The sequence below is a fragment of the Bradyrhizobium sp. Rc2d genome (assembly GCF_900099855.1).
Lineage (GTDB): Bacteria > Pseudomonadota > Alphaproteobacteria > Rhizobiales > Xanthobacteraceae > Bradyrhizobium.
In genome coordinates this window covers 83,842-109,876 of sequence record NZ_FNCU01000007.1, presented here as the reverse complement: position 1 = coordinate 109,876, position 26,035 = coordinate 83,842, and the positions used below count along the sequence as shown (strand labels likewise).

Annotated in this window: 26 protein-coding genes and 1 tRNA gene; 11 read left to right on the top strand and 16 right to left on the bottom strand. The window is 65.0% G+C overall.

Annotated elements, in window-relative coordinates; all coding sequences use genetic code 11:
• Positions 1 to 70: 70 nt before the first annotated feature.
• Positions 71 to 1,729 (top strand): FAD-binding dehydrogenase, encoded by a 1,659-nt coding sequence (locus BLV07_RS12035; RefSeq protein ID WP_091885103.1) that lies wholly within the window; start codon positions 71 to 73, stop codon positions 1,727 to 1,729.
• A gap of 36 nt (positions 1,730 to 1,765) precedes the next feature.
• On the opposite strand, the gene BLV07_RS12030 is transcribed toward BLV07_RS12035, so the two are convergent.
• From BLV07_RS12030 to BLV07_RS12020, 3 genes are all read right to left on the bottom strand, one after another.
• The gene (locus tag BLV07_RS12030) at positions 1,766 to 2,068 is read right to left on the bottom strand and encodes a hypothetical protein (RefSeq protein ID WP_091885099.1); all 303 of its coding nucleotides are present in this window, start codon (positions 2,066 to 2,068) and stop codon (positions 1,766 to 1,768) included.
• A gap of 45 nt (positions 2,069 to 2,113) precedes the next feature.
• Positions 2,114 to 4,222 (bottom strand): methyl-accepting chemotaxis protein, encoded by a 2,109-nt coding sequence (locus BLV07_RS12025; protein ID WP_091885095.1) that lies wholly within the window; start codon positions 4,220 to 4,222, stop codon positions 2,114 to 2,116.
• A 514-nt stretch (positions 4,223 to 4,736) separates the two neighbouring features.
• Positions 4,737 to 5,741 (bottom strand): PAS domain-containing protein, encoded by a 1,005-nt coding sequence (locus tag BLV07_RS12020; RefSeq protein WP_091885090.1) that lies wholly within the window; start codon positions 5,739 to 5,741, stop codon positions 4,737 to 4,739.
• 210 nt (positions 5,742 to 5,951) lie between these two features.
• On the opposite strand from BLV07_RS12020, the gene BLV07_RS12015 reads away from it, so the two are divergent.
• The 3 genes from BLV07_RS12015 (at position 5,952) to BLV07_RS12005 (ending at position 7,922) form a co-directional block, all read left to right on the top strand.
• Positions 5,952 to 6,875 (top strand): CE1 family esterase, encoded by a 924-nt coding sequence (locus tag BLV07_RS12015; RefSeq protein ID WP_502689958.1) that lies wholly within the window; start codon positions 5,952 to 5,954, stop codon positions 6,873 to 6,875.
• Between the two features lie 132 nt (positions 6,876 to 7,007).
• On the top strand, positions 7,008 to 7,358 hold the full coding sequence (locus BLV07_RS12010) for a RidA family protein (protein WP_027575148.1): 351 nt from the start codon (positions 7,008 to 7,010) through the stop codon (positions 7,356 to 7,358).
• Positions 7,359 to 7,556: 198 nt separating this feature from the next.
• The gene (locus BLV07_RS12005; RefSeq protein WP_091885086.1) at positions 7,557 to 7,922 is read left to right on the top strand and encodes a nuclear transport factor 2 family protein; all 366 of its coding nucleotides are present in this window, start codon (positions 7,557 to 7,559) and stop codon (positions 7,920 to 7,922) included.
• Positions 7,923 to 8,112: 190 nt separating this feature from the next.
• Here the strand turns inward: BLV07_RS12005 and BLV07_RS12000 are convergent, their stop codons facing one another.
• The 10 genes from BLV07_RS12000 to BLV07_RS11955 all read right to left on the bottom strand — a co-directional run bounded on the left by BLV07_RS12000 (position 8,113) and on the right by BLV07_RS11955 (position 18,064).
• Positions 8,113 to 8,964, bottom strand: coding sequence for an amidohydrolase family protein (locus BLV07_RS12000; RefSeq protein WP_091885081.1), 852 nt, complete (start codon positions 8,962 to 8,964; stop codon positions 8,113 to 8,115).
• A gap of 3 nt (positions 8,965 to 8,967) precedes the next feature.
• Entirely contained in the window at positions 8,968 to 9,945 is a 978-nt protein-coding gene (locus BLV07_RS11995) for an aldo/keto reductase (protein ID WP_091885077.1), read from the bottom strand.
• A 109-nt stretch (positions 9,946 to 10,054) separates the two neighbouring features.
• A complete protein-coding gene (locus BLV07_RS11990; RefSeq protein WP_176945486.1) occupies positions 10,055 to 10,987 on the bottom strand; it encodes a sugar-binding protein in 933 nt (310 codons plus the stop codon).
• A 96-nt stretch (positions 10,988 to 11,083) separates the two neighbouring features.
• Positions 11,084 to 12,166: an ABC transporter permease gene (locus BLV07_RS11985; RefSeq protein ID WP_176945485.1), complete on the bottom strand. Its 1,083-nt coding sequence runs from the start codon at positions 12,164 to 12,166 to the stop codon at positions 11,084 to 11,086.
• Complete coding sequence (locus tag BLV07_RS11980; protein WP_091885062.1) at positions 12,166 to 12,924, bottom strand: ATP-binding cassette domain-containing protein; 759 nt, start codon at positions 12,922 to 12,924, stop codon at positions 12,166 to 12,168. Before BLV07_RS11980 ends, BLV07_RS11985 begins: the two co-directional genes overlap by 1 nt.
• Positions 12,925 to 12,936: 12 nt before the next feature.
• Positions 12,937 to 14,259 (bottom strand): xylose isomerase, encoded by a 1,323-nt coding sequence (gene xylA, locus BLV07_RS11975; protein WP_091885058.1) that lies wholly within the window; start codon positions 14,257 to 14,259, stop codon positions 12,937 to 12,939.
• Positions 14,260 to 15,714 carry a xylulokinase gene (gene xylB / locus BLV07_RS11970; protein WP_091885054.1) on the bottom strand — a complete coding sequence of 485 codons (1,455 nt, stop codon included), beginning with the start codon at positions 15,712 to 15,714 and terminating at the stop codon, positions 14,260 to 14,262.
• A gap of 82 nt (positions 15,715 to 15,796) precedes the next feature.
• Positions 15,797 to 16,840 carry a LacI family DNA-binding transcriptional regulator gene (locus BLV07_RS11965; protein ID WP_091885050.1) on the bottom strand — a complete coding sequence of 348 codons (1,044 nt, stop codon included), beginning with the start codon at positions 16,838 to 16,840 and terminating at the stop codon, positions 15,797 to 15,799.
• 134 nt (positions 16,841 to 16,974) lie between these two features.
• Positions 16,975 to 17,439 carry a GNAT family N-acetyltransferase gene (locus BLV07_RS11960; RefSeq protein ID WP_176945498.1) on the bottom strand — a complete coding sequence of 155 codons (465 nt, stop codon included), beginning with the start codon at positions 17,437 to 17,439 and terminating at the stop codon, positions 16,975 to 16,977.
• Positions 17,440 to 17,482: 43 nt separating this feature from the next.
• Positions 17,483 to 18,064 carry a helix-turn-helix domain-containing protein gene (locus BLV07_RS11955; RefSeq protein WP_091885042.1) on the bottom strand — a complete coding sequence of 194 codons (582 nt, stop codon included), beginning with the start codon at positions 18,062 to 18,064 and terminating at the stop codon, positions 17,483 to 17,485.
• Positions 18,065 to 18,243: 179 nt separating this feature from the next.
• Between BLV07_RS11955 and BLV07_RS11950 the strand changes: the two genes are divergently transcribed.
• Entirely contained in the window at positions 18,244 to 19,236 is a 993-nt protein-coding gene (locus tag BLV07_RS11950; protein WP_091885038.1) for an alpha/beta fold hydrolase, read from the top strand.
• 37 nt (positions 19,237 to 19,273) lie between these two features.
• On the opposite strand, the gene BLV07_RS11945 is transcribed toward BLV07_RS11950, so the two are convergent.
• A tRNA-Gly gene (locus tag BLV07_RS11945) sits at positions 19,274 to 19,347 on the bottom strand.
• 173 nt (positions 19,348 to 19,520) lie between these two features.
• Between BLV07_RS11945 and BLV07_RS11940 the strand changes: the two genes are divergently transcribed.
• From BLV07_RS11940 to BLV07_RS11915, 6 genes are all read left to right on the top strand, one after another.
• Positions 19,521 to 20,099 (top strand): methylated-DNA--[protein]-cysteine S-methyltransferase, encoded by a 579-nt coding sequence (locus BLV07_RS11940; protein WP_091885034.1) that lies wholly within the window; start codon positions 19,521 to 19,523, stop codon positions 20,097 to 20,099.
• Positions 20,100 to 20,108: 9 nt separating this feature from the next.
• Positions 20,109 to 20,948: a helix-turn-helix transcriptional regulator gene (locus BLV07_RS11935; protein ID WP_091885031.1), complete on the top strand. Its 840-nt coding sequence runs from the start codon at positions 20,109 to 20,111 to the stop codon at positions 20,946 to 20,948.
• Positions 20,949 to 21,076: 128 nt separating this feature from the next.
• Entirely contained in the window at positions 21,077 to 21,436 is a 360-nt protein-coding gene (locus BLV07_RS11930; RefSeq protein ID WP_091885028.1) for an SdpI family protein, read from the top strand.
• A gap of 104 nt (positions 21,437 to 21,540) precedes the next feature.
• Positions 21,541 to 21,900: a VOC family protein gene (locus tag BLV07_RS11925; protein WP_176945484.1), complete on the top strand. Its 360-nt coding sequence runs from the start codon at positions 21,541 to 21,543 to the stop codon at positions 21,898 to 21,900.
• 209 nt (positions 21,901 to 22,109) lie between these two features.
• The gene (locus tag BLV07_RS11920) at positions 22,110 to 22,511 is read left to right on the top strand and encodes an SRPBCC family protein (RefSeq protein ID WP_091885020.1); all 402 of its coding nucleotides are present in this window, start codon (positions 22,110 to 22,112) and stop codon (positions 22,509 to 22,511) included.
• Between the two features lie 113 nt (positions 22,512 to 22,624).
• On the top strand, positions 22,625 to 23,101 hold the full coding sequence (locus BLV07_RS11915) for a hypothetical protein (RefSeq protein ID WP_176945483.1): 477 nt from the start codon (positions 22,625 to 22,627) through the stop codon (positions 23,099 to 23,101).
• Between the two features lie 90 nt (positions 23,102 to 23,191).
• Here BLV07_RS11915 and BLV07_RS11910 read toward each other — a convergent pair whose 3' ends face one another.
• Together BLV07_RS11910 and BLV07_RS11905 are read right to left on the bottom strand one after the other, a co-directional pair.
• Complete coding sequence (locus tag BLV07_RS11910) at positions 23,192 to 24,637, bottom strand: MATE family efflux transporter (protein WP_091885010.1); 1,446 nt, start codon at positions 24,635 to 24,637, stop codon at positions 23,192 to 23,194.
• 337 nt (positions 24,638 to 24,974) lie between these two features.
• Positions 24,975 to 26,027 (bottom strand): hypothetical protein, encoded by a 1,053-nt coding sequence (locus BLV07_RS11905; RefSeq protein WP_091885005.1) that lies wholly within the window; start codon positions 26,025 to 26,027, stop codon positions 24,975 to 24,977.
• Positions 26,028 to 26,035: the final 8 nt, after the last annotated feature.

Sequence of the window (26,035 nt, the reverse complement as noted above, 5' to 3'; positions counted from 1 at the left end):
TTGATCTCAGTTGCAACCGCTGGCTTCAATCCGGGTAACTACCGGGGGGAACCCGTGGAGGGGGAGATACATGGCGGAAGAAACTGACGTCATCGTGGTCGGCGCGGGATTATCGGGCCTCGTGGCCGCAACCGAGATCGCGGACGCGGGCAAGCGCGTGATCGTGGTCGACCAGGAGGGCGAGCAGTCGCTCGGCGGCCAGGCGTTCTGGTCGTTCGGCGGATTGTTCCTGGTCAATTCGCCGGAGCAGCGCCGGCTCGGCATCAAGGACTCCTACGAGCTCGCGCTCCAGGACTGGATCGGCACCGCCGGCTTCGACCGCGACGAGGATTTCTGGCCACGGCAATGGGCCGAGGCCTATGTGGCGTTCGCGGCGGGCGAGAAGCGCGACTGGCTGCGCGCCATGGGCCATCGCATCTTTCCCGTGGTGGGCTGGGCCGAGCGCGGCGGCTATGACGCGATGGGCCACGGTAATTCGGTGCCGCGCTTCCATGTCACCTGGGGCACCGGCCCCGGCATCGTCGAGCCATTCGAGCGCCGCGCGCGCGAAGCCGCCCGAAGCGGCCGGCTGACCTTCAGGTTCCGCCATCGCGTTGATGCGCTCTCCATCACCAACGGCACCGTGGATGGCGTCAGCGGCGCCGTTCTTGCCCCCGACACTATCGAGCGGGGCAAGAGCTCGTCACGCAACGTCGTCGGCGAGTTTGCGTTGAAGGCGCAAGCCGTGATCGTCGCCTCCGGCGGCATCGGCGGCAATCATGAGCTGGTGCGGCAGAACTGGCCGAAGCGGCTCGGCGAGCCGCCGAAATTCATGATCTCGGGCGTGCCCGAGCATGTCGATGGCCGCATGATCGGCATCACGGAAAAGGCTGGCGCGCGACTGATCAATCGCGACCGCATGTGGCATTACGTCGAGGGCATCCAGAACTGGAATCCCATCTGGCCGCGCCACGGCATCCGCATCCTGCCCGGCCCGTCCTCGATGTGGTTCGACGCCACGGGCACGCGGCTGCCGGCGCCGCTATTCCCCGGCTCCGACACGCTCGGCCAGCTCAAGTACATCATGTCGACGGGCTATGATTATTCCTGGTTCATCCTGACGCAGAGCATCATCAAGAAGGAGTTTGCGCTGTCGGGCTCGGAGCAGAACCCCGACCTCACCGGCAAGAGCTGGCGCATGACCTTGCGCCGCGCCACCAACAAGGGGGCGCCGGCGCCGGTGGAGGCGTTCAAAAGCCACGGTGTCGACTTCATCGTGCGCGACAAGCTCGATGAGCTCGTTGCAGCCATGAACGAGCTCGCCAGCAGCGATCTCCTCAGGCTCGAGCACATCAGGATGCAGATCGAAGCGCGCGACCGCGAGATCGCCAACCCCTACGTCAAGGACGCGCAGGTGATGAACATCCACAATGCGCGCCGCTATATCGGCGACAAGCTGATCCGCACCGCCTCCCCGCACAGAATCCTCGATCCCGCGCATGGGCCGCTGATCGCGGTGAAGCTCAACATCCTCACCCGCAAGACGCTGGGCGGCTTCGAGACCGATCTCGAATCGCGCGTGTTCGGGGAAGAGGGCAGCGTCATCCCCGGCCTCTATGCGGTCGGCGAAGCCGCCGGCTTCGGCGGCGGCGGCGTGCACGGCTACCGCTCGCTGGAGGGCACCTTCCTCGGCGGCTGCCTGTTCTCGGGGCGCAATGCCGGCCGCTCCGCGGCGAAGGCGGTGGGGTGACCGGCGAGACCGGCGCTGCGCGGCGGCGCACCCGCCTCAGCCGCGGCGGACCAAGTCCTGCAACAAGCGTTCGGTCAGCGAGAGCTGATCGAGCCGCAGAGACAACAGCTCGTTCAGCTCGGCCATGTGGGCTCGAAGTCCCTCGGCCTCCGGCCCGTCATCGAGATTTCGGACAAAGTCGCCGAGCGCCCTGAGACATTGCTGCATCGTCGCGATGCTTTGCTGCAGCGATTTGCAGTCTCGGCTGGTGTTGGCGACCAGGCTGGTTTGGCTGAGCGGCAACGCGATGACGTTATCGACCGCGCCCGCGAGCGATTCTTGTGTGGTTCGATCGGCCATCGCGTTCCCCCATGCGATACTGGTAGGGCACCTCGTCTCTTCGGGTCAGGCTGCGCGCACCGTGGTCAGGAACTGCTCGACCTCGGAGTGCAATCGGGCGCTGTCCTTCGACAGCATTTGCGCCGAGGCAAGCACCTGGGTTGAAGCCGAACCAGTCTCCGCCGCCCCGTGCTTCACATCGCTGATGTTGGCTGCGACCTGGTCGGTGCCTTGCGCCGCCTGCTGGATGTTGCGGGCAATCTCCTGCGTCGCCGCTCCTTGCTCTTCGACCGCCGAGGCGATCGCCGAAGAAATCTCTGAGATCCTGCCGATTGTTCCGCTGATCTCCTTGATCGCGATCACCGATTCCTGGGTGGCGGCCTGAATGTCGGCAATCTGGTGACCGATCTCTCCGGTTGCCTTCGCTGTCTGCTCGGCCAGCGCCTTGACCTCGGACGCAACCACGGCAAAGCCGCGCCCGGCTTCGCCGGCTCGCGCCGCTTCGATCGTGGCGTTCAGAGCGAGCAGATTGGTCTGCCCCGCGATCGTGTTGATGAGTTCGACGACGTCGCCGATGCGGGTGGCCGCCTGCGACAGCTTGTTGACCCGATCATTGGTCCTCTGCGCCTGCTCCACCGCCGCGCCGGCGATTCTGGCGGCGTCCTGCACTTGGCGGCCGATTTCGGTCACGGATGAGCTCATCTCTTCGGTGGCGGAGGCAACCGATTGAACATTGGTCGACGCTTCCTCGGACGCGGTAGAGACAACGCTCGAGAGCTCCTGGGTGTTCTCCGCGGTCTTGCTCAGGGTCCGGGCCGCCGCTTCGAGCTCGGTCGATGAGGACGACAGCGTCTTCACGATGTCGCCGACCGCGTCCTCGAACTGACCCGCGAGCCTGTGCATGTCGGCTTTGCGTTGAGCGGCCGCGCGAGCCTCCGTCTGTGCCTGCTCGGCGCGCAGACGATCGGCCTCGATCATGTTGTCTTTGAACACCTGGACCGCATTGGCCATCTCGCCGACCTCGTCGGTGCGGCCCACGCAGGGAACGTTCGTGGAGGTGTCGCCGCCGGCGAGCTTGCCCATAGCAAAGGTCATTCCCCGGATCGGGGCGGCGATCGAGCGGGACGTGAACAATGCGATTGTCCCGCCGAGGCCGACTCCCGCGGCCAACAGAGTCCACAGGATCAGCTTCAGCAGCGAGATGCTGTCCTGCACAACGCGCGTCTCCTCGACGAGCATCCGCTTCTGATTGGACTTGATGCCTCCCGAGCGGGTGCCGTCGACGCCCTTGGGCCCGTCGAGCAGGTCGAGAATCCTTGCGGCGCGTGGCGCGGCTTCGGTCACCAGCAGATAAACCGGCGCGTTCCAGTCCGGGGACTCGCGAAGCGCGAAGATCCTCTCATAGAGGGGCGCGAACTCGCTTTTCGCCTTTGCGATCTTGTCGAAGGATGCCTGTTGCGAAGCAGTGAGCAGGTCCTTTCGCGCATTGACTCCCGCATAGCCTTTCTCAAAGGCCTCCCACGGCCTTGCGAATTTTTCCTTGTCGGTCTTTTCGCCCGAGAGCAGGTACATCCGGAGCAGGGCCGTGGCAGCGGCAAAATTGCCCCGCGTGTCGGCCATCGCCTTGAGCAACTTCTTCCGTTCTGGCGTAGCTTCCTGTGCTTCCTCCTGATCGATCATCTTCGTGATCTCGGAGAATATCACGTCTGCGCGCGGGCCGGCCTCGCCGACCATGAGCTTGGTCGCCGGATAGGCGTCAGGGGTGAAAGCGATCGCTTCGGCCTTGTCCTGCGCCGCACGAAACTCGGCGAGCAGCAGCCTGGCTTGCTCCCATTTTTGCCTGTTCTCGGGATTGGTGAATTGCGCCGCCTGCTCTTCGAACGCAGCTACAGTCCTATCCATCTCCTTCCACATTGACATGCGATCGAGCTTGCCTTGCGGATTCCCGCTCAGCAAATAGCCGCGCAGGGTCGCGAGCGTGGAATAGAGATTGCCGATCAGCTCGGTGCTCGCCAGCGCGACCGGCGTGCGCAGGTTCGTCATGCGATTGACCGTCGTTGAAATGCGCCCGACCTCGAACATGGTGTAGCCGGCGGAAAGGGCGATGATGGCGCAGACTGCAGCAAATCCGGCAATCAACCGGCCACCGATACGAAATTTGAAATAAGAAGACATTGGCAAATACTCCGCAGCTATGGCCGCTATGGCCTAAGACATCGCATGAAAATCCCCGCGCGGACGTTGCCGCAGACGGATATGACCGTTTGACATGACCAGATCGGGCGATACCCCACCATTCCGATCGCGACAGCATTGGCGCACCCGGCTGGCAATGATCCCGGATCGGTCGAAGCGCGTGCCGCTAGAACAATCCGGACGATGATGCAGCGCCCCGTTACCCCGCTACTACCGTCAGTTTTACGCCCCTCCGACTCTGACTTTGACGTGTGTGACCAAGGTGACCAAAATTGCTTATTGCGACATTAAGAAAAATTTGTTCGCGAGGTCTCTCAACGCGCAAAAATTGAGCGCTGCTTCTGCAGCCGGAATTAAAGTGCGAGGCCTTGCCAGGATCTTGTTGTCTCTCAATCGACAGAGCGCTGCGCCAACATCAAAACTGGTGCGAAGCGGACCCGATCTCACTCGATCTGCGCAAAAAAGATGGCTGCCGCGATTGGCTGCTTGACGATCATCTTGGCCTCACGCCAGGTTTCCCGGCTCCGAAGATAAGCTCGATGCCCGCAGACGAGAGCGTGGCGCAAAGAGTCGTCAATGTCTCGTCGGGCAGGCGCAGGAGACCGTTCTGCTCCTCAAGCCGGCGAATCACGGCAGCAGAAATCCCGGTTCGCGCGGCGAGCTGTTTCACCGACCAGTTCAGCATGCCGCGGGCCGCGCGCAATTGCGTCCCCGTCAATCTCGACGGCGCGGCCTGTTGGATCGAGGGTCGCTGCTGGTTCACGTCCGTGGAGATTCCCAACCATTCCCGAATACCGCCATCCGCGTCCGGGACCGGCACAGCCCTGCAATGGTACCAGCGGTAGGAGCCATCGGACTGGCGCAGCTGATGCTCGACATCATAGGGCTGTCCCGTTTCGACGGCGGCCGCCCAGATCCGCAAGGCCGTTTCGCGCTCCTCTTCGGGAAGCAGATCGAGCCAGCCTTTGCCGAAGAACCGGTGCGCGTCCGGCTTGTTCTCCGCATTCAAGAGCGCAGTAATCCGGCCGTCCTGACTGCCGACCCACAGCAATCCGCCGGCGACCTGCATCATCGCCGCGTAGCGACCTGCATCTGTCTTGAGAGGCTGCAGCGAGCTGCGTTGTTCGGTGATGTCGATGGCGACGCCGACCACGCATTCCGGCTCGCCGGCGGAGTTCAAAAAAGTCTCGGACTGGATACGGATCCAGCGCAGTGCACGATTCGGCCGGATGATGCGAAACTCGCCGTCGAGCAAAGACCGGTCGAAGGCCAATTCGCGTGGATCGCGCTGCGGACGGCGATCCTCCGGATGAATTCGTCTCTCAATTTCCGCATAGCTGGGCGCGACGGCTTGGGGATCGAGGCCCAGCAGGCCGTAGAAGCCACGCGACCACTGCATCCGGCCTTCGGCATCGCAGCGCCAGACGCCAGTCCCAAATTTTTCTTCAAAAAGACGAAGTATCTCTGAAGGGTCGAGGTAGTTTTCCAGGTGGCGCAATTCAGCCTCCTGTCGTGAAAATTAAATCTCATCTATTAATTGCAGTCTATCTCACTTCCGCTCGTTGACGCAGCTCAATTCGCGATTGCTGCAAGATATTTGTGCAATCACGCGGTTTGTACATGCGGTTGAAGGTCGCGCCGATATCTTGAACTTGGTTACGTTCGTCGAAGCGGCTAAACGCTATCGATGGTACCGATCATGGCCTGGATGATACGACCCGCCTTGCACGTTGCCTCGTTCTGGCTGGCGATGATCTGCTGCTTCTCTCCTGCATCGGCCGAAACGATCGACGTCAACGGCGTGAAGCGTTCCTACACCGCGCAGCTGCCGGGGAAAAAGCCGGCACCGCTCGTCATCGTGCTGCATGGCAAGACCCAGCGCGGTGCCGACATGGTCGCGCGGACGGCGTGGCCGCAGCTTGCCAAGCGCGAGGGGCTTGCGGTCGTCTTTCCGGACGGGCTCAACCATGCCTGGGCCGATGCGAGGACCAAGGCGGGACCCGCGCTCCGCGGCCCACCCGATGGCACCGATGACGTCGCGTTCATCGCAAAGCTGGTCGAGAAGCTGGTGGCCGACGGCACGGCCGATGCGAAGCGCGTTTATGTCACCGGCATCTCCAATGGCGGCGCCATGGTGATGACGCTGGTTTGCGCCCGCGCCGATTTGTTTGCGGCCGGCGCGAGCGTGGTCATGAATCTCACTGAAGAGGCCGCCGTGACCTGCCATCCGTCGCGGCCGTTGCCGATGCTGCTCATGAACGGCACCGCCGATCCGCTGGTGCCCTACGAGGGTGGTCGTGGATCGAGCTATTATGCCGCAGACGGGTTCTGGTCGACGGACGAGACGCTGGCATTCTGGCGCAGCCTCAATGGCTGTGAGACCGATGACGCCGGGGTGACCGATATGCCCGACAGGGCGCCCGCAGACCAGTCCACCGTGACGCGGATCAGTTCGCGCTGTCCGACCGGGCACGACGTCGTGCTCTATCGCATCAACCATGGCGGCCACCGTATGCCCGGATTTGCACCGGACGCGCGTTTCCCGAGAGTCGCGACCAAACTGCTCGGCCCGCAGAACAGCGACATCGACGGCGCCGAGACGATCTGGGCTTTCTTCAGCCAATTTCGCTGAGCGGCGCATCGCGCGCAGGCAACGCATGCGTGCCTAGCAACGCATGCGTGCCTGGCAACGCATGCGTGCCTGGGGTGGCAGAGCGCGGGTCGCTGGGCTAGACAGGGCCGCCCTTCCACCAGGAGACCCCAAATGAGCATTCAGCGTTTTGAAACCGGCCCGCGCATGAGCCAGGTCGTCGTGCACGGCAACACCGTCTATCTCGCCGGCGTCGTCGCGAACAAGGCCGCCGGCGAAAGCGTGACGAAACAGACCCAGGACATCCTGGCAACCATCGACGGTCACCTCGCCAAGGCCGGCACCGACAAATCGAAGCTGCTCTCGGCCACGATCTACATCACCGACATGAAGACGTTCGGCGAGATGAATGCGGTGTGGGACGCCTGGGTCTCGCCCGGCAATACGCCGGCCCGCGCCACCGTCGAAGCCAAGCTGGCGGCGCCGCAATATACCGTCGAGATCATGGTGACCGCGGCGAAGTGACGCCCGCATGAGATTATGCGTGCGCCTGAGGCGCGATGAAACATCATCGCGCCTCAGTTTTTTGCGCATGGTCTGATCGGAAAACCGCTCCACACTTTTCCGGATCATGCGCATGACCTCCGAGGTAATCGATCGGCGCGCGCATTCCTTCGATAGTCAGGTCAGCCGGACAACACGGCGCCACCGAAGGAGAGCACCATGACCGACCCCGTCACCATCGCCCGCCGCTACATCGAGCTCTGGAACGAACGCGCCGCCGGCCGCCGCCGCGAGCTGCTCCGCGAGAACTGGACCGCGGATGCGAACTATGTCGATCCCCTGATGAAGGGCGATGGCCAGGACGGCATCGACGCGCTGATCGCCGGCGTGCAGCAGCGCTTTCCCGATTTCAAATTCAAGCTGATCGGCGAGCCCAACGGCTACGGCGACCATGTGCGCTTCTCGTGGGGACTCGGCCCTGATGGTGTCGACAGCCCGATCAAGGGCACGGATTTCGCGATGCTGAAGGACGGCCGGATCAGAAGCGTGACGGGATTCTTGGATCAGGTGCCCGCGGGGGCGTGAGGTCTCTTACCCTCCCCTGGAGGGGGAGGATCGGCTCACATTGAGCGCAGCGAAAATGTGAGACGGGGTGGGGTGACAGTCTCTCCACGGCAGCGGTGCCCGAGTGGAAAGATCACCCCACCCCGCTCGCGCTGCGCGCGCTCGACCCTCCCCCTCCAGGGGAGGGTAAGAAATAGTCCGGTGCTTCGCTCTAACTGGCAACCGCCAACCGATACGCAGCCATCGCGTTCACACCAAACGCCTTCTCCCTCACCTGCGGACCAAGCTTCATCAAGCACGCTTCCAGCGCATCCTTGATCTCGCCGTAGCTGCCCGCAAGCAGACACACCGGCCAGTCCGAGCCGAAGATCAACCGATCCTCGCCAAAGCATGTCGCGACATGTTGAACGAACGGAAACAGCCGCTCCGCATCCCAATCGCTCCAGACCGCTTCCGTCGCTAACCCTGAAATCTTGCACCAGACATTGCCGCAGGCGGCGAGCGCTTTGATGCGATCGGCCCATTCGTCGCTTCCACCGTCGGCGATCGGCGGCTTGGCGGCGTGATCGAGCACGAAGCGTGCTTGCGGGAAGGCCTGCGCGGTTGCAATGGCCGAGGGCAGCTCGCGGGTGCGGACGAGGAGATCGTAGGCGAGGTCGCGGGCGAACACCGCCGTGAGTCCGCGCTGGACGTCCTCGCGCAGCAACCAATCCGGATCGGACTCGTCGTGCACCTGGTGGCGGATGCCGACCAGCTTGTCGCCACCGGGGGAGGCTCGAAGGCGATGAAGCGTCTCGTCAAGTGCCCCGTCCGTCAGATCAGCCCAACCGACGACACCGATGACAGAGGGCGTCGCATCCGCGATGCGCAAGAATTCCTCGGTCTCCTCCAGCGCGGAGCGGCATTGCACCAGGATGCTGGCGTCGATGCCGTTTGCTTTCAGCAATGGTGCGAGATCGCCGGGACCGAAGGCACGGCGGATCGGCGTGAGCTCGTCCGCCTCCATCCAGGGATAGTCGGCGCGCGCCGGATCCCAGAAATGCTGGTGACCGTCGATGATCATGGCTCACGCTCCGCCCGGCAGCGGCGCCCGCGCATCGATGAGGTTTCTCGCGCGCAGCTCCTGCCAGAAGGCCTGCGGCACCGCCGCCTCCGACATCGCGATGTTGTCGGCCACCTCGGCGGCATTGCGTGCGCCCATCACGGCGACCGTCACGGCCGGATGGGCCATGCAGAACTGCAGTGCAGCGGCCTTCAGCTCGGTGCCGTGCTTGCGGCAGAGCGCGTCGAGTTCGAGTGCGCGCGCGACGACCGCCGAATCGGCGTCCTGATAATTGAACTTCGCGCTCGTGTGCGGATTGGCCAGGATGCCGCTGTTGTAGATGCCGCCGAGCAGGATGCCGATGTTCCTGGCCTGGCAGGCCGGAAACAGCGCATCCAGCGCGCCCTGATCGAGCAGCGTGTACCGGCCGGCGAGCAGAAAGCAGTCGACCGGCACGGCGTCGGCAAAGCGGAGGGGCATCTCCGACTGGTTCATGCCGGCGCCGATCGCCTTGACCGTGCCGTCCTCGCGCAGGCGCTGCAGCGCGCGGAAGGCACCGGCGACGGCATCGTCATAATGATCGTCGGGATCATGCACGAGCAGGACGTCGACACGATCGAGCCCGAGCCTGGCGAGGCTTTCCTCCACCGAGCGCATCACGCCGTCATGGCTGAAATCGAACACCGGCCGCTCGCGCGGCGTGCCTTTGTAGTGCTCGTCCTCGGCGGCAGAGCCCTCCGGCGCGCGCAAAAGACGCCCGACCTTGGTCGAGATCGCATAGGATTCGCGCGACTGCTGCCGCAGGAACGCACCGAGCCGCCGCTCGGCCAAGCCAAAGCCGTAAAGCGGCGCGGTATCGAAGAAGCGCACGCCGAGCGACCAGGCACGTGCGATCGTCGCTTGTGCATCGGCATCGCTGACGGGGGTGAACAATCCGCCGAGCGGGGCGGAACCGAGGCCGATTGAGGTGACGTCGAGAGAGCCGAGGCGCGACCGTTTCATTCCCGTTGCCTTCCAGGAGTCTTCCTTCCAACGGTCCAAATCATCTCCCCCGCTCGCGGAAACCGCAAGCGGGGGAGGCAGGCAGAAGCGCGGGGCTGGCGGCGCGCTCCTACTTCAACATCTGCGCAACGTTGTCCTTGGTCACGAGATCGAGGCCGGTGTAGACGATCTCCGGCACCTTCTCGCCCTTCTTGATGGCGAGCAGCGTGTCCATCGCCTTCTCGCCCATCTCGAACGGGCGCTGACCGACCAGCGCATTGGCATAGCCGTCGCGCAGCAGCTCGAGCTGCATCTTGAGCGTATCGGCGACGACCAGTGTGAACTTGCCTGAATCGATGTCCTTCTTGTTCCTGGAGGCGAACGCCTTGAAGCCTTCGGGCGCGAACATCGGCCAGCCGCCGACCGGAACAATGGCGGCAAGGTCCGGCGTTGCGGTGCGCATATCCGTCATCTGCTGGACCGCCAGCGCGGGATCGTCGTTGCAGAAGGTCGGCGAGCCCGCGACTTCGGTCCATTTCGAGCCCTCCAGCGCCTCGCGCACGCCGTCGACGCGCTCGGCGAGGTTCTTGGCGCCGGGACCGCCCGAGACCATCGCGTATTTGCCGCCGTCGGGCCGCATCTTCAGCAATTGCTTGCCGAGGGCCAAGCCGAACTCCTTGTTGTTGGTGCCGATATAGGCGATGCGCTTGGAGCCCGGCGCATCGGCATCGAAGGTGATGACGGGGATGCCGGCTGCGGTCGCCGCCTCGATCGACTTGGTCATGGCCGCGACGTCGGCGACCGAGATGGCGAGACCGTCAACCTTCTGCGTGACGAAGTCCTGGATGATCTGGGCCTGCGTCGCCGGCTCATGCTCGACCGGACCCTTGTAGATGCACTCGATATTGCCGAGCTCCTTGGCGCGCTTCAAGCAGCCGTCGCGCGCGAAGTCGAAGAACGGATTGTTCATCGCCTTCGGCACGATGACGAAGCGGTAGTTCGCAGCGAACGCCGGCGTTGCCATTATTGCGACGGCGATGCCGGCAAGAAGAAGTTTCCTCATTGTCTCCTCCACCCTTCTCTTGCGCCTATCCTCTCAAAGAAGCGTCCGGGAAGCGGATAGGCGGCATGTTCGTTGCCCTCCCGAAACGACGTCACCTCAGCTCATCCGCGAACGGATCCGGTCGACCAGCACGGCCAGGATGATGATCACGCCCACCAGCGTCTGCTGCCAGTAGGAGCTGACCTGGGCCAGCACGAGGCCGTTGCGGATCACCTCCAGCAGCACGCAGCCGACGATGGCCCCCAACGGACCGCCGATACCGCCGGCGAGGTTGGCGCCGCCAATGACGGCCGCCGCGATCACGTTGAGCTCGTAGGATGTCGCCATGTTGGCGGGCGCCGATCCGAGCCAGCCGGAGATGATGATGCCCTGCAGGCCCGCCGCGAGCGCGCAGATCACATAGACCTCGATCTTCACCCGCACCACCGGAATGCCGGTGAGCTCGGCCGCCTTCTCGTTGCCGCCGAGCGCGAAGACGTGGCGGCCGAACGAGGTGTGGTGCAGCACCACGGCCATCGCCAGCGCGAGAACCACGAGATAGATGAAAGGCACGGGCACGCCGAGCACGTCGCCGGAGGTAGCTGCGTAGAAATAATCGGCGTCCGGTCCGCCCGGGAAACTGCCGCGGCCGTTGGAGACGACATAGCCGAGGCCACGCACGATCGAGAGCATGCCGAGCGTGGTGACGAAGGGCGACAGGCCAAGCACGGCGATGCAGAAGCCGTTGACGAGGCCGGCGACCAGCGCGACGCCGAGGCCGGCGAGGATCGAGACCAGCAGGATCAGGCCCGGCACGTTGGCGAGCACGGTCTTGCCGTCGGCGGCCAAGTGCACGAACATCGAGCCCACCGGAGATCCGGGCGCCGATAGCTCGGTCATCACCATCGAGGTGATCATGGCGGAGAAGCACATCATCGAGCCGACCGACAGGTCGATTCCACCGGTGATGATCACGAAGGTCACGCCGAGCGTCGCAATGGCGATGAAGGAGAAGTTCTTCGCCACGTTCTGCATGTTGCCTTCGGTGAAGAAGTACGGGCTGGCGAAGTGCATGATCACCAGCAGCACGGCCAGCGCGAGCAGGACATAGCCGGTCTGGGAGGCGAAGAGACCGCGCTGCCACCATCTGATCCGGCCGATATTGGTGAAGCTGATCGGAGATTCCATGGGCATGGCCATCACGCCGCCTCCTTCGCGCCGGTGATGAGGGCGGTGACCTCCTCGGGGGAGGTCTGGTGGATCGGCTTGTCGGCCCGCTTCTCGCCACGGCGCATGACGACCACGCGGTCGCACACCGCGAACACGTCGGGCATGCGGTGCGAGATCAGCATCACGGCGACGCCCTGCTCCTTCAGCCGGTGGATCAGGCCGAGCACCTGCTCGACCTGACGCACCGAGATCGCGGCCGTCGGCTCGTCCATCATGACCAGCCGCGCGTTGGAGAGCCGCGTCCGCGCGATCGCGACGGCCTGGCGCTGGCCGCCCGACATCTGCTTGACGAGGTCATCAGGGCGGGTCTCCGAACGCAACTCGCCGAACAGCTCCAGCGCACGCGCCGCCATCGCCTTGTGGTCCAGCAAGGCAATGGGTCCGAATTTGCGCTTCAGCTCGCGGCCGAGGAAGACGTTGGCGGCCGCGGTCAGATTGTCTGATAGCGCAAGGTCCTGGTAGACGACCTCGATGCCGACGGCGCGGGCATCGACCGGCCGGTTGAAATGGACCGCGCTGCCGGCAAAGCGGATCTCGCCGTGCGTGGGGCGGAAATTGCCGGCGATGATCTTGACCAGCGTCGACTTGCCGGCGCCGTTGTCACCCATCAGGCCGACGACTTCGCCCGGGAAGACCTGCATGTCGACGTCGTGCAGCGCGCGGATCGCGCCGAACTCCTTGCCGATGCCGGTCAGCTCCAGGACCGGGGTCGCGTCAGCATTTGCCATCAGCGGACTTCCTCAGACGTAGCGGTTGATCAGGGATTCCAGATATTCCTGCCGCCCCGAGCGCGGCTGCGGGTCGAAGCCGGGGCCGAGCGCACGGTCGGCGAGATCGGCCAGCGAACGCTGGCCGCCGAGAATGGCCCGGCCCTCGGGGCCGGCCCATCCCTCGTAACGCTTCGCAAGCGGCGTGGTGAGCGCGCCGGCATCGAGCATGTCGGCGGCGGCGAGGAAGGCGCGCGCGCAGGCATCCATCGAGCCGACATGGGCATGGATCAGATCGTCAGGATCGATCGACTGACGCCTGATCTTGGCATCGAAATTGAGCCCGCCCGTGGTGAAGCCGCCGCGGTTCAGGATCTCGTGGAACACCAAGGCGAGCTCCGGCACGTTCATCGCGAATTGGTCGGTGTCCCAGCCGAGCAGATCGTCGCCGCGGTTGATGTCGAGCGAGCCGAACACGCCGAGCGCCTCGGCGAGCGCGACCTCGTGATGGAAGGAGTGGCCGGCGAGGATGGCGTGGTTCTGCTCGATGTTGAGCTTGACGTCCTTCAGGAGATCGTAGCGCTCGAGGAAGCCGTAACAGGTGGCGACGTCGAAATCGTATTGATGCTTGGTCGGCTCTTTCGGCTTCGGCTCGATCAGGATCGGGCCCTTGAAGCCTATTCTGTGCTTGTGCTCGACGACCAGCGAGACGAAGCGGCCGAGCTGGTCGAGCTCGCGCTTGAGATCGGTGTTGAGCAGCGTCTCGTAGCCCTCGCGCCCGCCCCACAATACGTAGTTCTGGCCGCCGAGCCGGTGCGTCACCTCCAGCGCAGCGCGGACCTGGCCGGCGGCATAGGTGAAGATCTCGGGGTCCGGATTGGTCGCGGCGCCCGCCATGTAGCGACGATGCGTGAACAGATTGGCGGTGCCCCAGAGCAGGCGGACCTTCGCGGAAGCCATCTTGGCTTCGAACAGATCGGCGATCGCGTTGAGATTGGCGACGGACTCGGCGAGCGAAGCACCTTCCGGCGCCGCATCGACGTCGTGGAAGGTGAAGAACGGCACGTCAAGCAGGCGAAACAGCTCGAAGGCGATATCGGCCTTGGCCCGCGCCAGCGCCATCGCATCGGTGCCGTGGTGCCAGGGTCGCAGGAAAGTCTCACCGCCGAAGGGATCGCCGCCCGGCCAGCAGAACGAATGCCAATAGCAGACCGCAAAGCGCAAATGGTCTTCCAGCCGGCGGCCATGCACGAGGCGGTCCTTGTCGTACCAGCGGAAGGCGAGCGTGCTTTCCGCATCTTTGCCGGCAAAGGCGACAGGCGTGCTGGCCTCGAAGAATTTGGCTGACGCGTTCACTTAAGATGACTCCTTCAATGCGGGATAAAGCGCGCGCCACCGCAGATAGGCCTCGTCATAGGCCGCCGTGACGGACGGGCGGGGTGTGAAGCTCGCGAGCCGCCGCGGGGGTTTGCAGACCTCCGCAGGGTCTTCGCCGGTCGCGGCGATGCGGCCGAGCCGCGCAGCGCCGAGCGCGGCGCCCACTTCGCCTTCCTCGATGCGATGAACGGGAATGCCGAGCGCGTCGGCGCAGATCTGCGCCCACAGCGGCGAGCGCGAGCCGCCGCCGACGAGATCGAGCTCGGCAAGCGGCCCGCTCGCTGCGCTCAGCGCCGCCAGATTGTCGCGCGCGGCAAAGGCGACGCCTTCGAGCACGGCCTGCACGATCTGCGCCCGCGCGGTCGCGCCGCGCAAGCCGACGAATGCGCCGCTGGCGGCGGCATCGTTGTGCGGGGTGCGCTCGCCATCCAGGTACGGCAGAAAGGAGACGGGGCTCGGTGCGTCGACGCGCTCGCCGAGCGGCGCCAAGAGCGCTGCTGCCGGCGTCTCCATCACGCCTGACAGCCAGGCGAGCGAGGCCGCTGCCGACAGCATCACCCCCATCTGGTGCCAGAGGCCCGGCAGCGCGTGGCAGAAGGCATGCACGGCCGAGGCGGGCGCCGGCGCGAACCGGTCGGTCACGCAGAAGACCACGCCCGATGTGCCCAGCGACAGGAAGGCATCGCCTGGCGCGATCGCGCCAAGCCCGATCGCGCTCGCCGCATTGTCGCCGGCGCCGCCGGCAACCACGACATTCCCTGTCATGCCCCAGCGCTGCGCCCATTCCGGCGCGAGCACCGCGCTCACTTCGCTGCCCTCGACGAGGCGCGGCATGTGATGCAGATCGAGCCCGGTGGCATGCAGCAACAGGGCCGACCAGCGGCGCAGACCAACATCGAGCCACAGCGTGCCAGCAGCGTCCGACATATCCTCGACCATTTCGCCGGTGAGGCGATAGCGAACATAGGCCTTGGGCAGCAGCACCTTTGCCACGCGGTCGAAGATTTTTGGCTCATGCCGCGCGACCCAGAGCAGCTTCGGCGCGGTGAAGCCGGGCATGGCGAGATTGCCGGCGATCGCGTGCAGCGACGGACAGCGCCGCTCCAGCGCTGCGCATTCGGCCTGCGAGCGGCCATCGTTCCAGAGAATCGCGGAACGCAGCGGCCGGCCATCCTCGCCAAGCAGGGTTGCGCCGTGCATCTGGCCTGATAGCCCGATGCCACGGACCGCGGCGACTTCGCGCGGATGGCGAGCGGCGAGATCGTCGACCGCGCCGATCGCCGCATCGGCCCAGGCGTCCGGGTCCTGCTCGGACCACAGCGGCGCGGGATGCGACAGCGTAAGCTCGTGCGCTGCCGTCGCGACAATCGCGCCGTCCTCGCTCACGAGCACCGCTTTCACACCGGACGTTCCGATGTCCACGCCGAGATACACGCCATCCTCCCTTGTGCCTGGCGCGGTGCGCGATCTTGACGTCGCGTTCACCGCTGAGGGCCGTTTCGAAATCGAGCTGCCGCTAGGGCAGATTGTCCCGCATCACGATGTCGATCCTGATCTTCTCCTGTTCGCGCAAGATCGGCTCGCCGCGGGCGAGCGCGAGCAGAACGCGCACGGCAGCACGCGCTTCGTGGCCGGGGTTCTGCGAGATCGCCGCATCCATCACGCCCTGCAACAGCAGCCGCCGTGTCAACGCGGTGACGTCGTGCCCGACGAACACCACCTGCTTGTCGCGGCCGGCGTCGGTCAAAGCCTTGGCCACGCCTTGCGTGCCGGCGCCGACGTTATAAAGGCCGACAATGTCGGCATGCCTGCCGAACAGCCGCGCCAGCAGTTGCTCCGAACGCTCGTCCTCGTCGCGCCCTTCCAGCACCGGCAGCACGCTGAGATCGGGGAATTCCGTCGCCATCACCTGGTTGAAGCCGAAGATGCGCTCGGCGTGGTCGCGCAGGCCCTGCGAACCCGCGACGATCGCGACCTTGCCGGACCTCTGGCCGACCAGCCGCCCGACCAGCGCACCGGCGGTGCGACCCGCAGCGATGTTGTCGATGCCGACATAGTGGTGGCGGCCCGAGGACGGCACGTCCGAGACCAGCGTCACCACCTTGGTGCCGGCATCGACGAGATCGTTGATGGCGGCGCGGACGCCGGGATGGTCCAGCGCCACCACGGCGATGCCGTCGTAATCGCCCGAGAGCGACTCCAGCGAGGCCGCGAGCGCGGAGGGGTCGAACACGTCGGTTGCGATCATCTCGACGCTGAGGCGGCGGGCCGACAGCCAGGCCGACATTTCACCGAGATAGGCTTCGATCTGCTGCATGAACGGATTCGGCCCCGACGGCATCACGAAGGCGAAGCGCCGGACGCGGCTGCGGGCGAGCTCGGCGGCGGCGACGTGCGGTTGGAACGAATTGCGCTCGATCGCCGCCTTGACGCGCCGGACTGTGTCCGGCCGGACGCCCGGACGGTTGTGCAGGACGCGATCGACCGTCGCCAAGCTGACGCCCGCCTCGCGGGCGATGTCCTTCAGCGTCAGCGCAGTCGGGGTGAGCGTCTCGGCCATGGCTGAAGGCTAGCAGAGGTGTTTTGAGGTGCGCAACTCATTTTGAGGGATGCGGGTCGTTTTCCTCCCCGCCACAGCTCCCACGAACAATGCGAACAGGTTGAGGCTGGATGCGCCTCCCGTCGGTCGCAGGCTCAGCCGGTGGTCAGGTCGAGCGTCAGGAACAGGCTGTTGGGGTCCTCGACATAGAACCCGAACGGGCCGCAGGCGACGAAGCCGTGAGCCTGGTAGAGGGCGTGCGCGGGCTTGAAATAATCCCAGGAGCCGGTCTCCAGGCTGAGCCGCGTCATGCCGCGCATGCGGGCTTCCGCGATGATGTGGCGGAGCATCTGGCCGCCGAAGCCGCGCCGGCGCGTGGTCTGCAGCGTGTGCATCGACTTCACCTCGCCGTGGTCAGCCGAAAGCATCTTCAGCGCGCCGGTGGCGACCAGCGTCTCGCCGTCCCAGCCGGTCCAGAACGCGATATCCGGCGCGCGAAGCCCCGCGAGATCGAGCGCATGGGCGCTGCCAGGCGCAGTCTGCGCCCGCGCCGCCTTGACGTGATGATCGAGCAGCGCGATGACGCGCGGATCAAAGGTGTCGCCGGTGCGGATCTGCATCGTCAAGGCCTCACCTGAGGGGTCTCGGATCGCGTCAGTGCCATCATATCTTCCCGTAAGAGGCGCCGCGCCGCGTGATGATGACGTAGCGCGCATCCTGTCGGGTCTCGTTCTCGAACATCACAGCGCGCATCACGTCGAAATCCAGACAGTCGCCCTCGCGCAGCCGCACCGCCTTGGCGTCGATATGCACCGCGATCGCGCCCTCCAGCATCAGCAGTTGCTGGGTGAAGGCGTTGCGGCCCCAGGGACTGTAGGAAACACGGGCACCGGCCGGCAGGTCGACGACGATGATCTCGATGCCGCTTGCCGCATCCGGCGGCGAGGCATGACGCCGCCGATAGCCGCTGTCGGGATCGCGCCAATGCGGCTGGTCGGCAAGCCGCACCAGCCGCTCCGGCGGCTTCTCGGCCAGCGCGACGACATCGCTCAGCGACACGTCGAGCGCCGCGCAGAGTTTTCCGAGCAGCGCCGCCGTCGCACTGCTCTGCGCCCGCTCCACCCGCCCGATCATGGCTCGGCTGACGCCGGAGCGCGCCGCAAGTTCGTTCAACGTCATGCCGGCCTGCGTCCTCAGCGTCTTCAGGCGACGACCGATAGCGCGATCGAGTTTCTGCTGGTCCATTTTTTCAGCCCCGGCCTTCATCCAAGCGTTGCCCGGCAAGGACCGCATGTCGCCTGGGCAAGAGCCTAAGCCGGGCGAGAGGCGAATGCCGGGAGCGACGGTCCAATATATTAGAATATTTGCGCAGCCTGGAGGCCCGATTAGGATGCTCCCAACAATCATGTCAGGGAGGCGACGACATGGGCGAGCCGACGCAGCGGACGATCAAGGCCAACGGCATCAGCCTCAACATCGCCGAGCAGGGCGAGGGGCCAATGGTGCTGCTCTGCCACGGCTTTCCGGAAGGCTGGTACTCCTGGCGTCACCAGCTCGAGGCGCTGGCAGCGGCCGGTTACCACGCTGTCGCGCCCGACATGCGCGGCTACGGCAAGAGCGACCGGCCCGAAGCAATCGACCAGTATACGATCTTCCATATGGTCGGCGATCTCGTCGGCGTGCTCGACGCGTTCGAGGCCAAAGACGCCGTTATCGTCGGGCATGACTGGGGCGCGACAATTGCCTGGCACACGGCGCGCCTGCGTCCCGATCGCTTCCGTGCCGCCGCCATCCTCAGCGTACCCTATCGCCCGCGCAGTCCCGTGCGGCCGACCAGCGTCATGCCGCAGACGGCGGATGCGCAGTTCTATCAGCTGTACTTTCAGGACCCGGGTGTCGCCGAAGCGGAGTTCGAACGGAATCCGCGCGCAACGCTCGGCGCCATGCTGTTTGGCGGTTCCGGCGAAGGGGCGGCGGCGATCCGCGCCAATGCCGAGCGCGCCGGCAGGACCGTCGGCGTCGGAATGGTCTCGCGCAAGGACGGCATGTTGCCGAAGGTGCAGGTGCCGCTACCCTCATGGCTGAGCGTCGCCGACCTCGACCATTATGGCGCCGAATTTGCCCACAGCGGTTTTCGCGGCCCGCTCAACTACTACCGCAACATCGATCGCAATTGGGAGCTGATGGGCGCCTTCGAGGGCGTGAAGGTGGTCGTGCCCTCGCTCTTCATCGCCGGCGACCATGACATGGTCCTTGCCTTCCCCGGCGCCGCCGAGCATCTCGCCAACATGCGACAATGGGTGCCGCAGCTCCGCGAGATCAAGATGCTGCCGGGCTGTGGACACTGGACGCAGCAGGAGCGGCCGGTGGAGGTGAACGCGGCGCTCGTGGAGTTTTTGCGGAGCCTGTCGAACTAGCCGTGCAGCGGCCGAGATTCGCCGGAACTGGAAAAGTTGGAGCGGGCGAAGGGAATCGAACCCTCGTATGCAGCTTGGGAAGCTGCCGTTCTACCATTGAACTACGCCCGCGGATGCGCAAGCCGCGCCCATCCTGATTAGCCGAGACGGCGCCGCGCGCCAAGCGCTTTGGCGCGGCCGGCCTGACGCTTCTTAACGTTTTGGCAAGATTCCAGGTGCGCCGGATTGTGGCGGTGTTATGATCGCCGGTCTGGGGAGAAACGTGCACTGAGTGGGGCGTGTGCATGGTGGGGCGTGCTTACGCGATATTCGACACGGCCATAGGGCGCTGTGGCATCATTTGGAGCAGCACCGGCGTGGTCGCCGTGCAATTGCCTGAGGCGCGGGAGATCGACACCCGCCGCCGGATTTTTGCGCTCCATCCCGAGGCGCGCGAGCAACGGCCGTCCGAGAACGCCGAGCTTGCGATCGACGGCATCGTAGCTCTGCTGCAAGGCAGCGACCCCGATTTTTCCGATGTCAGCCTGGACGCTGGCGGCGTGCCCGGCTTCAACCGGCGCGTCTACGAATTTGCTTGCACCATTCCGCGCGGGGAGACGCGCACCTATCACGAGGTCGCCAAGGCGCTGGGTGCCTCCGGTGCCGCGCATTCGGTGGCGCAAGCGATCGCGAAAAATCCCTACATGCTGATCGTACCCTGCCATCGGGTGCTGGAGGCCGGCAACTATACCGACCGGCTCTCGCCTTACGGCGGCGTGATCTCCAAGCGGCGGCTGCTCGCGCTGGAGGGCGCCCATCCCGTCACCAGCAAAACGCTGTTCGAGGTGTTGCTGCCCGTTGCCCCGCCGCGTGCCCCCACCTAGATAGGCGGCATGGACGCGACCACGCTGCTGACGACACGTTCGATGACCGTCTCCGAGTTTCGCTGCGATGCGGGACCGGACGACACGCCGTTTGCCGAATGCCGCACCGGCCATTCCATCGCCTATGTCCGTTCGGGCAGCTTTGGTTGCCATTGCCGCGCAGGCTTCTTCGAGCTGGTGGCCGGCTCGATGCTGGTCGGCGCCCCCGGCGAGGAATACACCTGCACGCATGAGCACGTGTCCGGCGACGTCTGCCTGTGCTTTTTCCTCAGTGAGGATCTGGTCGACGCGCTAGGCGGACGTCGCGAGGTCTGGCAGATCGGTGCGACGCCCCCGCTGCCCGAGCTGATGGTGTTCGGTGAGCTCGCCCAGACGGCGGCAGATGGCAACAGCGACATTGGCCTCGACGAAATCGGTCACATCCTGGCCGGCCGCTTTATCGATGTCGCCTCGGGCAAGACGCGCAAGCAGACACCGCCAACCGCGCGCGACCGACGGCGCGCGGTGGAAGCTGCGCTGTGGATCGACGACAATTCGCAATCCGAAGTCGACCTGGAGCAGGCCGCGCGGCAGGTGGGCCTTAGCCCATTCCACTTCCTGCGACTGTTCTCGAGCGTGCTCGGTGTCACCCCGCATCAATATCTGGTGCGCTCGCGCTTGCGACATGCGGCGCGGCTGCTCGCTGATGAAGACATCGCGGTCACCGACATCGCCTATGACGTCGGCTTTGGCGACCTCTCCAACTTCGTCCGCACCTTCCACCGCGCCGCGGGCGTGTCGCCGACCAAGTTCCGTCAGGCCTCGAAGGGGGAACGCAAGATTTTCGGGGAATGCCTCGTCCTCAACTGAGACAGGCCCGGCACCGCAGGTAACCCTCTGTTGACCAGACAGGCGCGACGCGCTGGCGCCCGCGGCACATCGCGCTGTACTACAACCGAAGGGCGAATCAACGCCCCGTCAATGCGGCGAGCCGGCAAATGGACAGTCCCTCGGGTAACGTGATTGCGGCCACGCTGATCGCGCTTGCCGTGGGGCTCGCCTTCATCGCGGGCTGCGCCCTCTATTACGGCCGCCAGATCAACTCGCGCAAGATTCCGATGCAATGGGGGCCCGATGGAGAGCCAACCTGGTTTGCACCACGCCTCATCGGGCTCTGGTCCAGCTTTGGCGTCACGGCGGTCCTGTCCGCGTTCCTGCTCGTCCTCGCCCTCCATAAACCGCACAAGCTCACGGCATTGATCGTCGCAACGGTTAGTGTGATCGGAGCCAATATGTGGGTCCAGCTGTATCACCTAAAGCGGGTGATCCGGTGGCAGGCGGAGACGCCGGCGACCTAGCCGGGCGCCGAGCGCAAGATTTTCCAAGAGCGTCTCACCTCACCTCGACTAGCTTCGGCTCCGGCGCGCGCCAGTTGCGGCGCGCTTTGCAAATGGAGACGAAGATGTACGACCACATCGGACTTCGCGTTGCCGATCTCGACGCTGCCACGCGCTTCTACACCGCGGTGCTGGCGCCGCTCGGCCATGTCCTGTGCTCGAGCGGCGACGGCTATGCCGGCTTCGGCCCGAAGGGCGAGCCGGCGCTGTGGCTGCACCTGAACAAAGGACGCAAGGCCGACGGCGTCCACATCGCGTTCCGCGCCAAGGATCACGACGCGGTCAAGGCCTTCCACAGCGAAGGCCTGAAGAACGGCGGTCGCGACAATGGCGGCGCCGGCCCGCGCAAGGATTACAGCCCGACCTATTATGCGGCGTTCTTGATCGATCCTGATGGCAACAATGTCGAGGCGGTTTGCGTGTGAGCTTTAGCCGCTTACGAGAGTTCGTAGGGTGGGCAAAGCGAAAGCGTGCCCACCAACTGCTCGCGACAATGCCGACAAACGGTGGGCACGGCGCTATGCGCCTTTGCCCACCCTACCAATACTGTCTCCGCGGAAAGACTCTGGATTGCTTCGCTGCGCTCGCAATGACGGCGCTTGTGGCGATCACCTATTGAATCAAGGACACCTCCATGGCCTCCATCCACAATGACATTCCCCTTCCCGCCTCCGCACACGATGTCTGGGACGCGGTGCGCGATTTCGGCGCGCTGCATCAGCGGCTGGTGCCGGGCTTCGTCACCGCCTGCACGCTCGACGGCGATGCGCGCATCGTCACCTTCGCCAATGGCTCGGTGGCACGCGAGGTGCTGGTCGATTGCGACGACGCGCGGCGGCGCCTGGTCTACGCCATCAACAACGAGCGGCTGAAGCACTACAGCGCCTCGGTGCAGGTGATTGCCGAGAGTGATGCGAGGTGCCGGCTGGTCTGGATCATCGACATGCTGCCGAACGAGCTTGCGCCTTATGTTCAGGGACAGACCAGCGAAGCCGTGACCGCCTTGCACAGAGCGTTTCCTCCCGCGGCGGCTTGATCATCCTCTGTGGGTTTTGTCACAGAGCTCCGCCCTCGCCAGCCGTATCCATGGCGACGTGCGCCCGGTTGGCTCCGCTCTCCCGGCGGAGCCACGCACGCGAGGAGCATGCCATGAGAGGTGCGGACAAGGTGATCTGCCAGGCGACCGCCGTGCTGCTGTTGTTGTCGATCGCGAGCTCGCCGGCGAAGGCGCAGTTCGCAGGTTTTGGCGGCGGCGGAGGTACCGGCGGCGAGGACACGATGACCCAGATGGCCCCGATGCTGGAAATGATGAAGGCAAAGATGGGCAAGCGCCGCTTCGCCATGCTGATGCAGACCATGGGCCCGATGATGAGCCGCATGATGGAGAATGGCGGCGGGCTCGGCGGGATGATGGGCGGCGGCTTCGGTGCGCCGAACTACGGCGCTTACACCCCGATGGGTGGAGGCGGCTATATGCCGACCGGGCTCGGCGGCATGGGCGGCGGCGACATCATGGGCATGCTCGGTGGCGCCGGTGGCGGCGAGATGATGGCGATGATCCCGCAATTGATGCGGCTCGCCAACACCGGCGGCGGTGGCGGCCATCGCCGCCATAGGCATCGCTAAAGCATGATCCGGAAAAGTGCGCAGCGGTTTTCCGAAAAGATCATGCTCAAACAACAACCTAAAGCGCGTTCATCCTAATCTCATCGCGCTTTAGTCGGCAGCGCCTGACAGAGCTGGCCTGATCGCGGGTTTCGTCTGGCGCGGTCCCCAGCGGGTCAGCACCACGCTGGAGCACGACAGCAGGCCGAGCACGACCATCGAGCTTGCGGCAAGCCAGAAGAAGCTCTGCGCGGTGGCATCGTGGGTCGACAGCCACCAGCCGAGAGCTGCGATGTAGATCAATCGCGCGGTCTGCGCCAGCACCGGCCCGATCACCTTGGCGGCGCCTTGCGAGGAGAAATACATCGTCGTTGCAAGGCCGAAGAAGGCGTAGAACGGTCCGACCGTCGACAGATATTGATGGCTCGCTGCGCGCACGGCGATGCTGTCGGTGAAGATGTTGACCCAGAGATCGGGGAACATCGCAACGAAGCATGCCGGCGCGCCAACCGCCACGAAAGCGGCAGCACTGGCGATCCAGGCGATGCGCCGGGCGCGCGCGATGCGACCTGCGCCGATCGCCATCCCGACCATTGGCACACAGGCGATGCCGAACGAGAACGCGATCGAGGTCAGCAAAAATTCCAGCCGCGCGCCGATGCCGTAGCCGGCGAGAATCGCGGTGCCGAACTTCGCCAGCATGTGGGTGAAGATCGAGATCGTCAGCACCGATTGCAGCGGCGAGAAGCAGGCGATGGCGCCGACCTTCAGGATGTCGAAAAACATCGCCCATTGGATGCGCAAGCCGCGCAGCCTCGGCGCGATGCGGGCGCGGCCCGAGAACAGGTACCAGCCCATGATGCAGATATTCATGGAATAAGCGATCAACGCGCCGGCCGCGACGCCGCGCATGCCGAGCTGCGGCACCGGTCCGAGCCCGAGGCCCAGCGTACCGCCGAGCACGACCTGCCAGGCCGCCGAGTTGAGGATCAACAGCGACGGCAGCTTCATGTTGCCGGTGCCGCGCAGGACGCCGGCCATGGTGTTGAGCAGCCAGGGCAGCACCGCGCCGCCGAAAAACACCTGCGTATAGGCGATTGCATGGGTCAGCACATTGCCGCGGCCGCCGAGCAATTCCAGCAGGCGCGGCCCGAAGATCAGCATGCCCAGCATGAAGACGAGACCGAAGCTGATGCCGATCAGCATCGCGTGTACGGCGAGCGTTCCGGCGCGCTCGCGATCTCCGGCGCCGAGAGCGCGCGCGATGGCGGAGGCCACCGCGCCGCCCATGGCGCCGCCCGACATCGTCATGGTCAGGATCACAGTCGGAAACACCAGCGCCATCGCGGCCAGCGCCTCGACACCGAGCCGGCCGACATAAGAGGTCTCGGCGATCACCACGCACATGCCGGCCGATAATCCGATCACGTTCGGCCAGGCGAGCCCGAGCAGCGTGCGCAGGATCGGGCCGTCGGTCAGCGCGCTCCTGACCGGCCGCGGAGGCGGCGGCAGCGGGCGCTCCTGTGCATCGACCGGGATTTCGGCGATGTCGGACATGTCCTCTCCCGGGCACAAGCACCAATTGCGGCGCGGCAATATCTAGGTGTGCCAATGAATTTATTCGCGCGCAGGGCGCGGCAGGGCTTGTTAGCACGGCGCGGGCAGATTCCTCCTGCGTCAGGTGCAGGAGTGCTCTGCGGCAGCGCATTTCAACCCGCGAATTGCGGCTTTCCTTCTCCCTCTCCCCGTTCTTACGGGGAGAGGGCTGGGGTGAGGGGCTGCTCCGGCAAAGGCAGTGACAGTTGGACTCGTGGAGACCCCCCTCACCCGGAATTTGCTTTCGCAAATTCCGGCCTCTCCCCGCAGGCGGGGAGAGGCGAAGCAACAACGTGATCTATTCGATCGTCCAGACCAAAGGCGGGCGGCCGCCCTTGGCGGTGCGCATGTGCACGCCGATGTGCCGCCCGCAGCCCGCGGCCAGCCCTTCGAACAACCCCTCCAGCACCTTGGTGCAGGCGGGGTGATAGTCGGTGACATCATCCATCAGCTTCCAGCTCTGCTGGCTTGTTTCGAACGCGCCTTCTGATTGCACCGTTTCGGCCACATCGTCCTGCGCGGCGAACAGCGCGTTCAGGAACGATGCGAATTCGCGCGCACCGCCACGGCTCATCGCCAACGCCGCCGCGACCTCGTCGAAATATTGCATGCCGATCAGCTTGCCGGTGAGATGCAGGAGATAGCCGGCATCTTCCGGGCCGAACAGCTGCACCATCACCGGCGCGGCGGTGCGGACATATTCCATCGCATAGTTGCGATAGGCTTTTTCCAGCCGCGGTTTCGGCCAGCTCGCAACTGGCAAAGCCGGCGCGGTCTTCGCGTCGAACGTAGGGGCCTCCAGATGCCGCGCGAACACCAGGCGCTGGTCGAGCTCGAGTGGGTGGTCGTATTGATGGTAATAGCCTTCGAGACCGTCCTGGCCATCGACGCCCTGCTTGGTGCAGACGAAGCCTAAGCGGAGATCGCCGAGCGCGACGCCGTTGTTGGCGTGCCAGCCACGCAGCATCGCGCGGCTGACCTCACCGGGCACGCCGCAGATCGCGGTACCCTTCCAGATCCAGCGCGGCGGCGGATAGCGGATCCAGGCTTTGCGGTCGCTCTCATACATGTATTCGACGTGCACGCCGCCGATCCAGTTGGAGAGATAGTGATATTGCGCAGCAGCCACCGCCGGCGGCAGATGACGGAGGCCGAGCTTTTCCAGGCCCGGCACGAAGCGCTCCTGCTGCTGGCGGCGGAATACGCGGAAGACGAATTCAGCGGCATCCGCCGTGCCGCGCCGAGTGACTACGGTGAGGATCAGGCCCGTGAAGTAGGCGTGATAGAGATCCGCGACCGCGCGCCAGCGTTTCCATTGGGCTTCCTGCGCTGTGTCTGATGCGGCGGTCATGTTCGCTC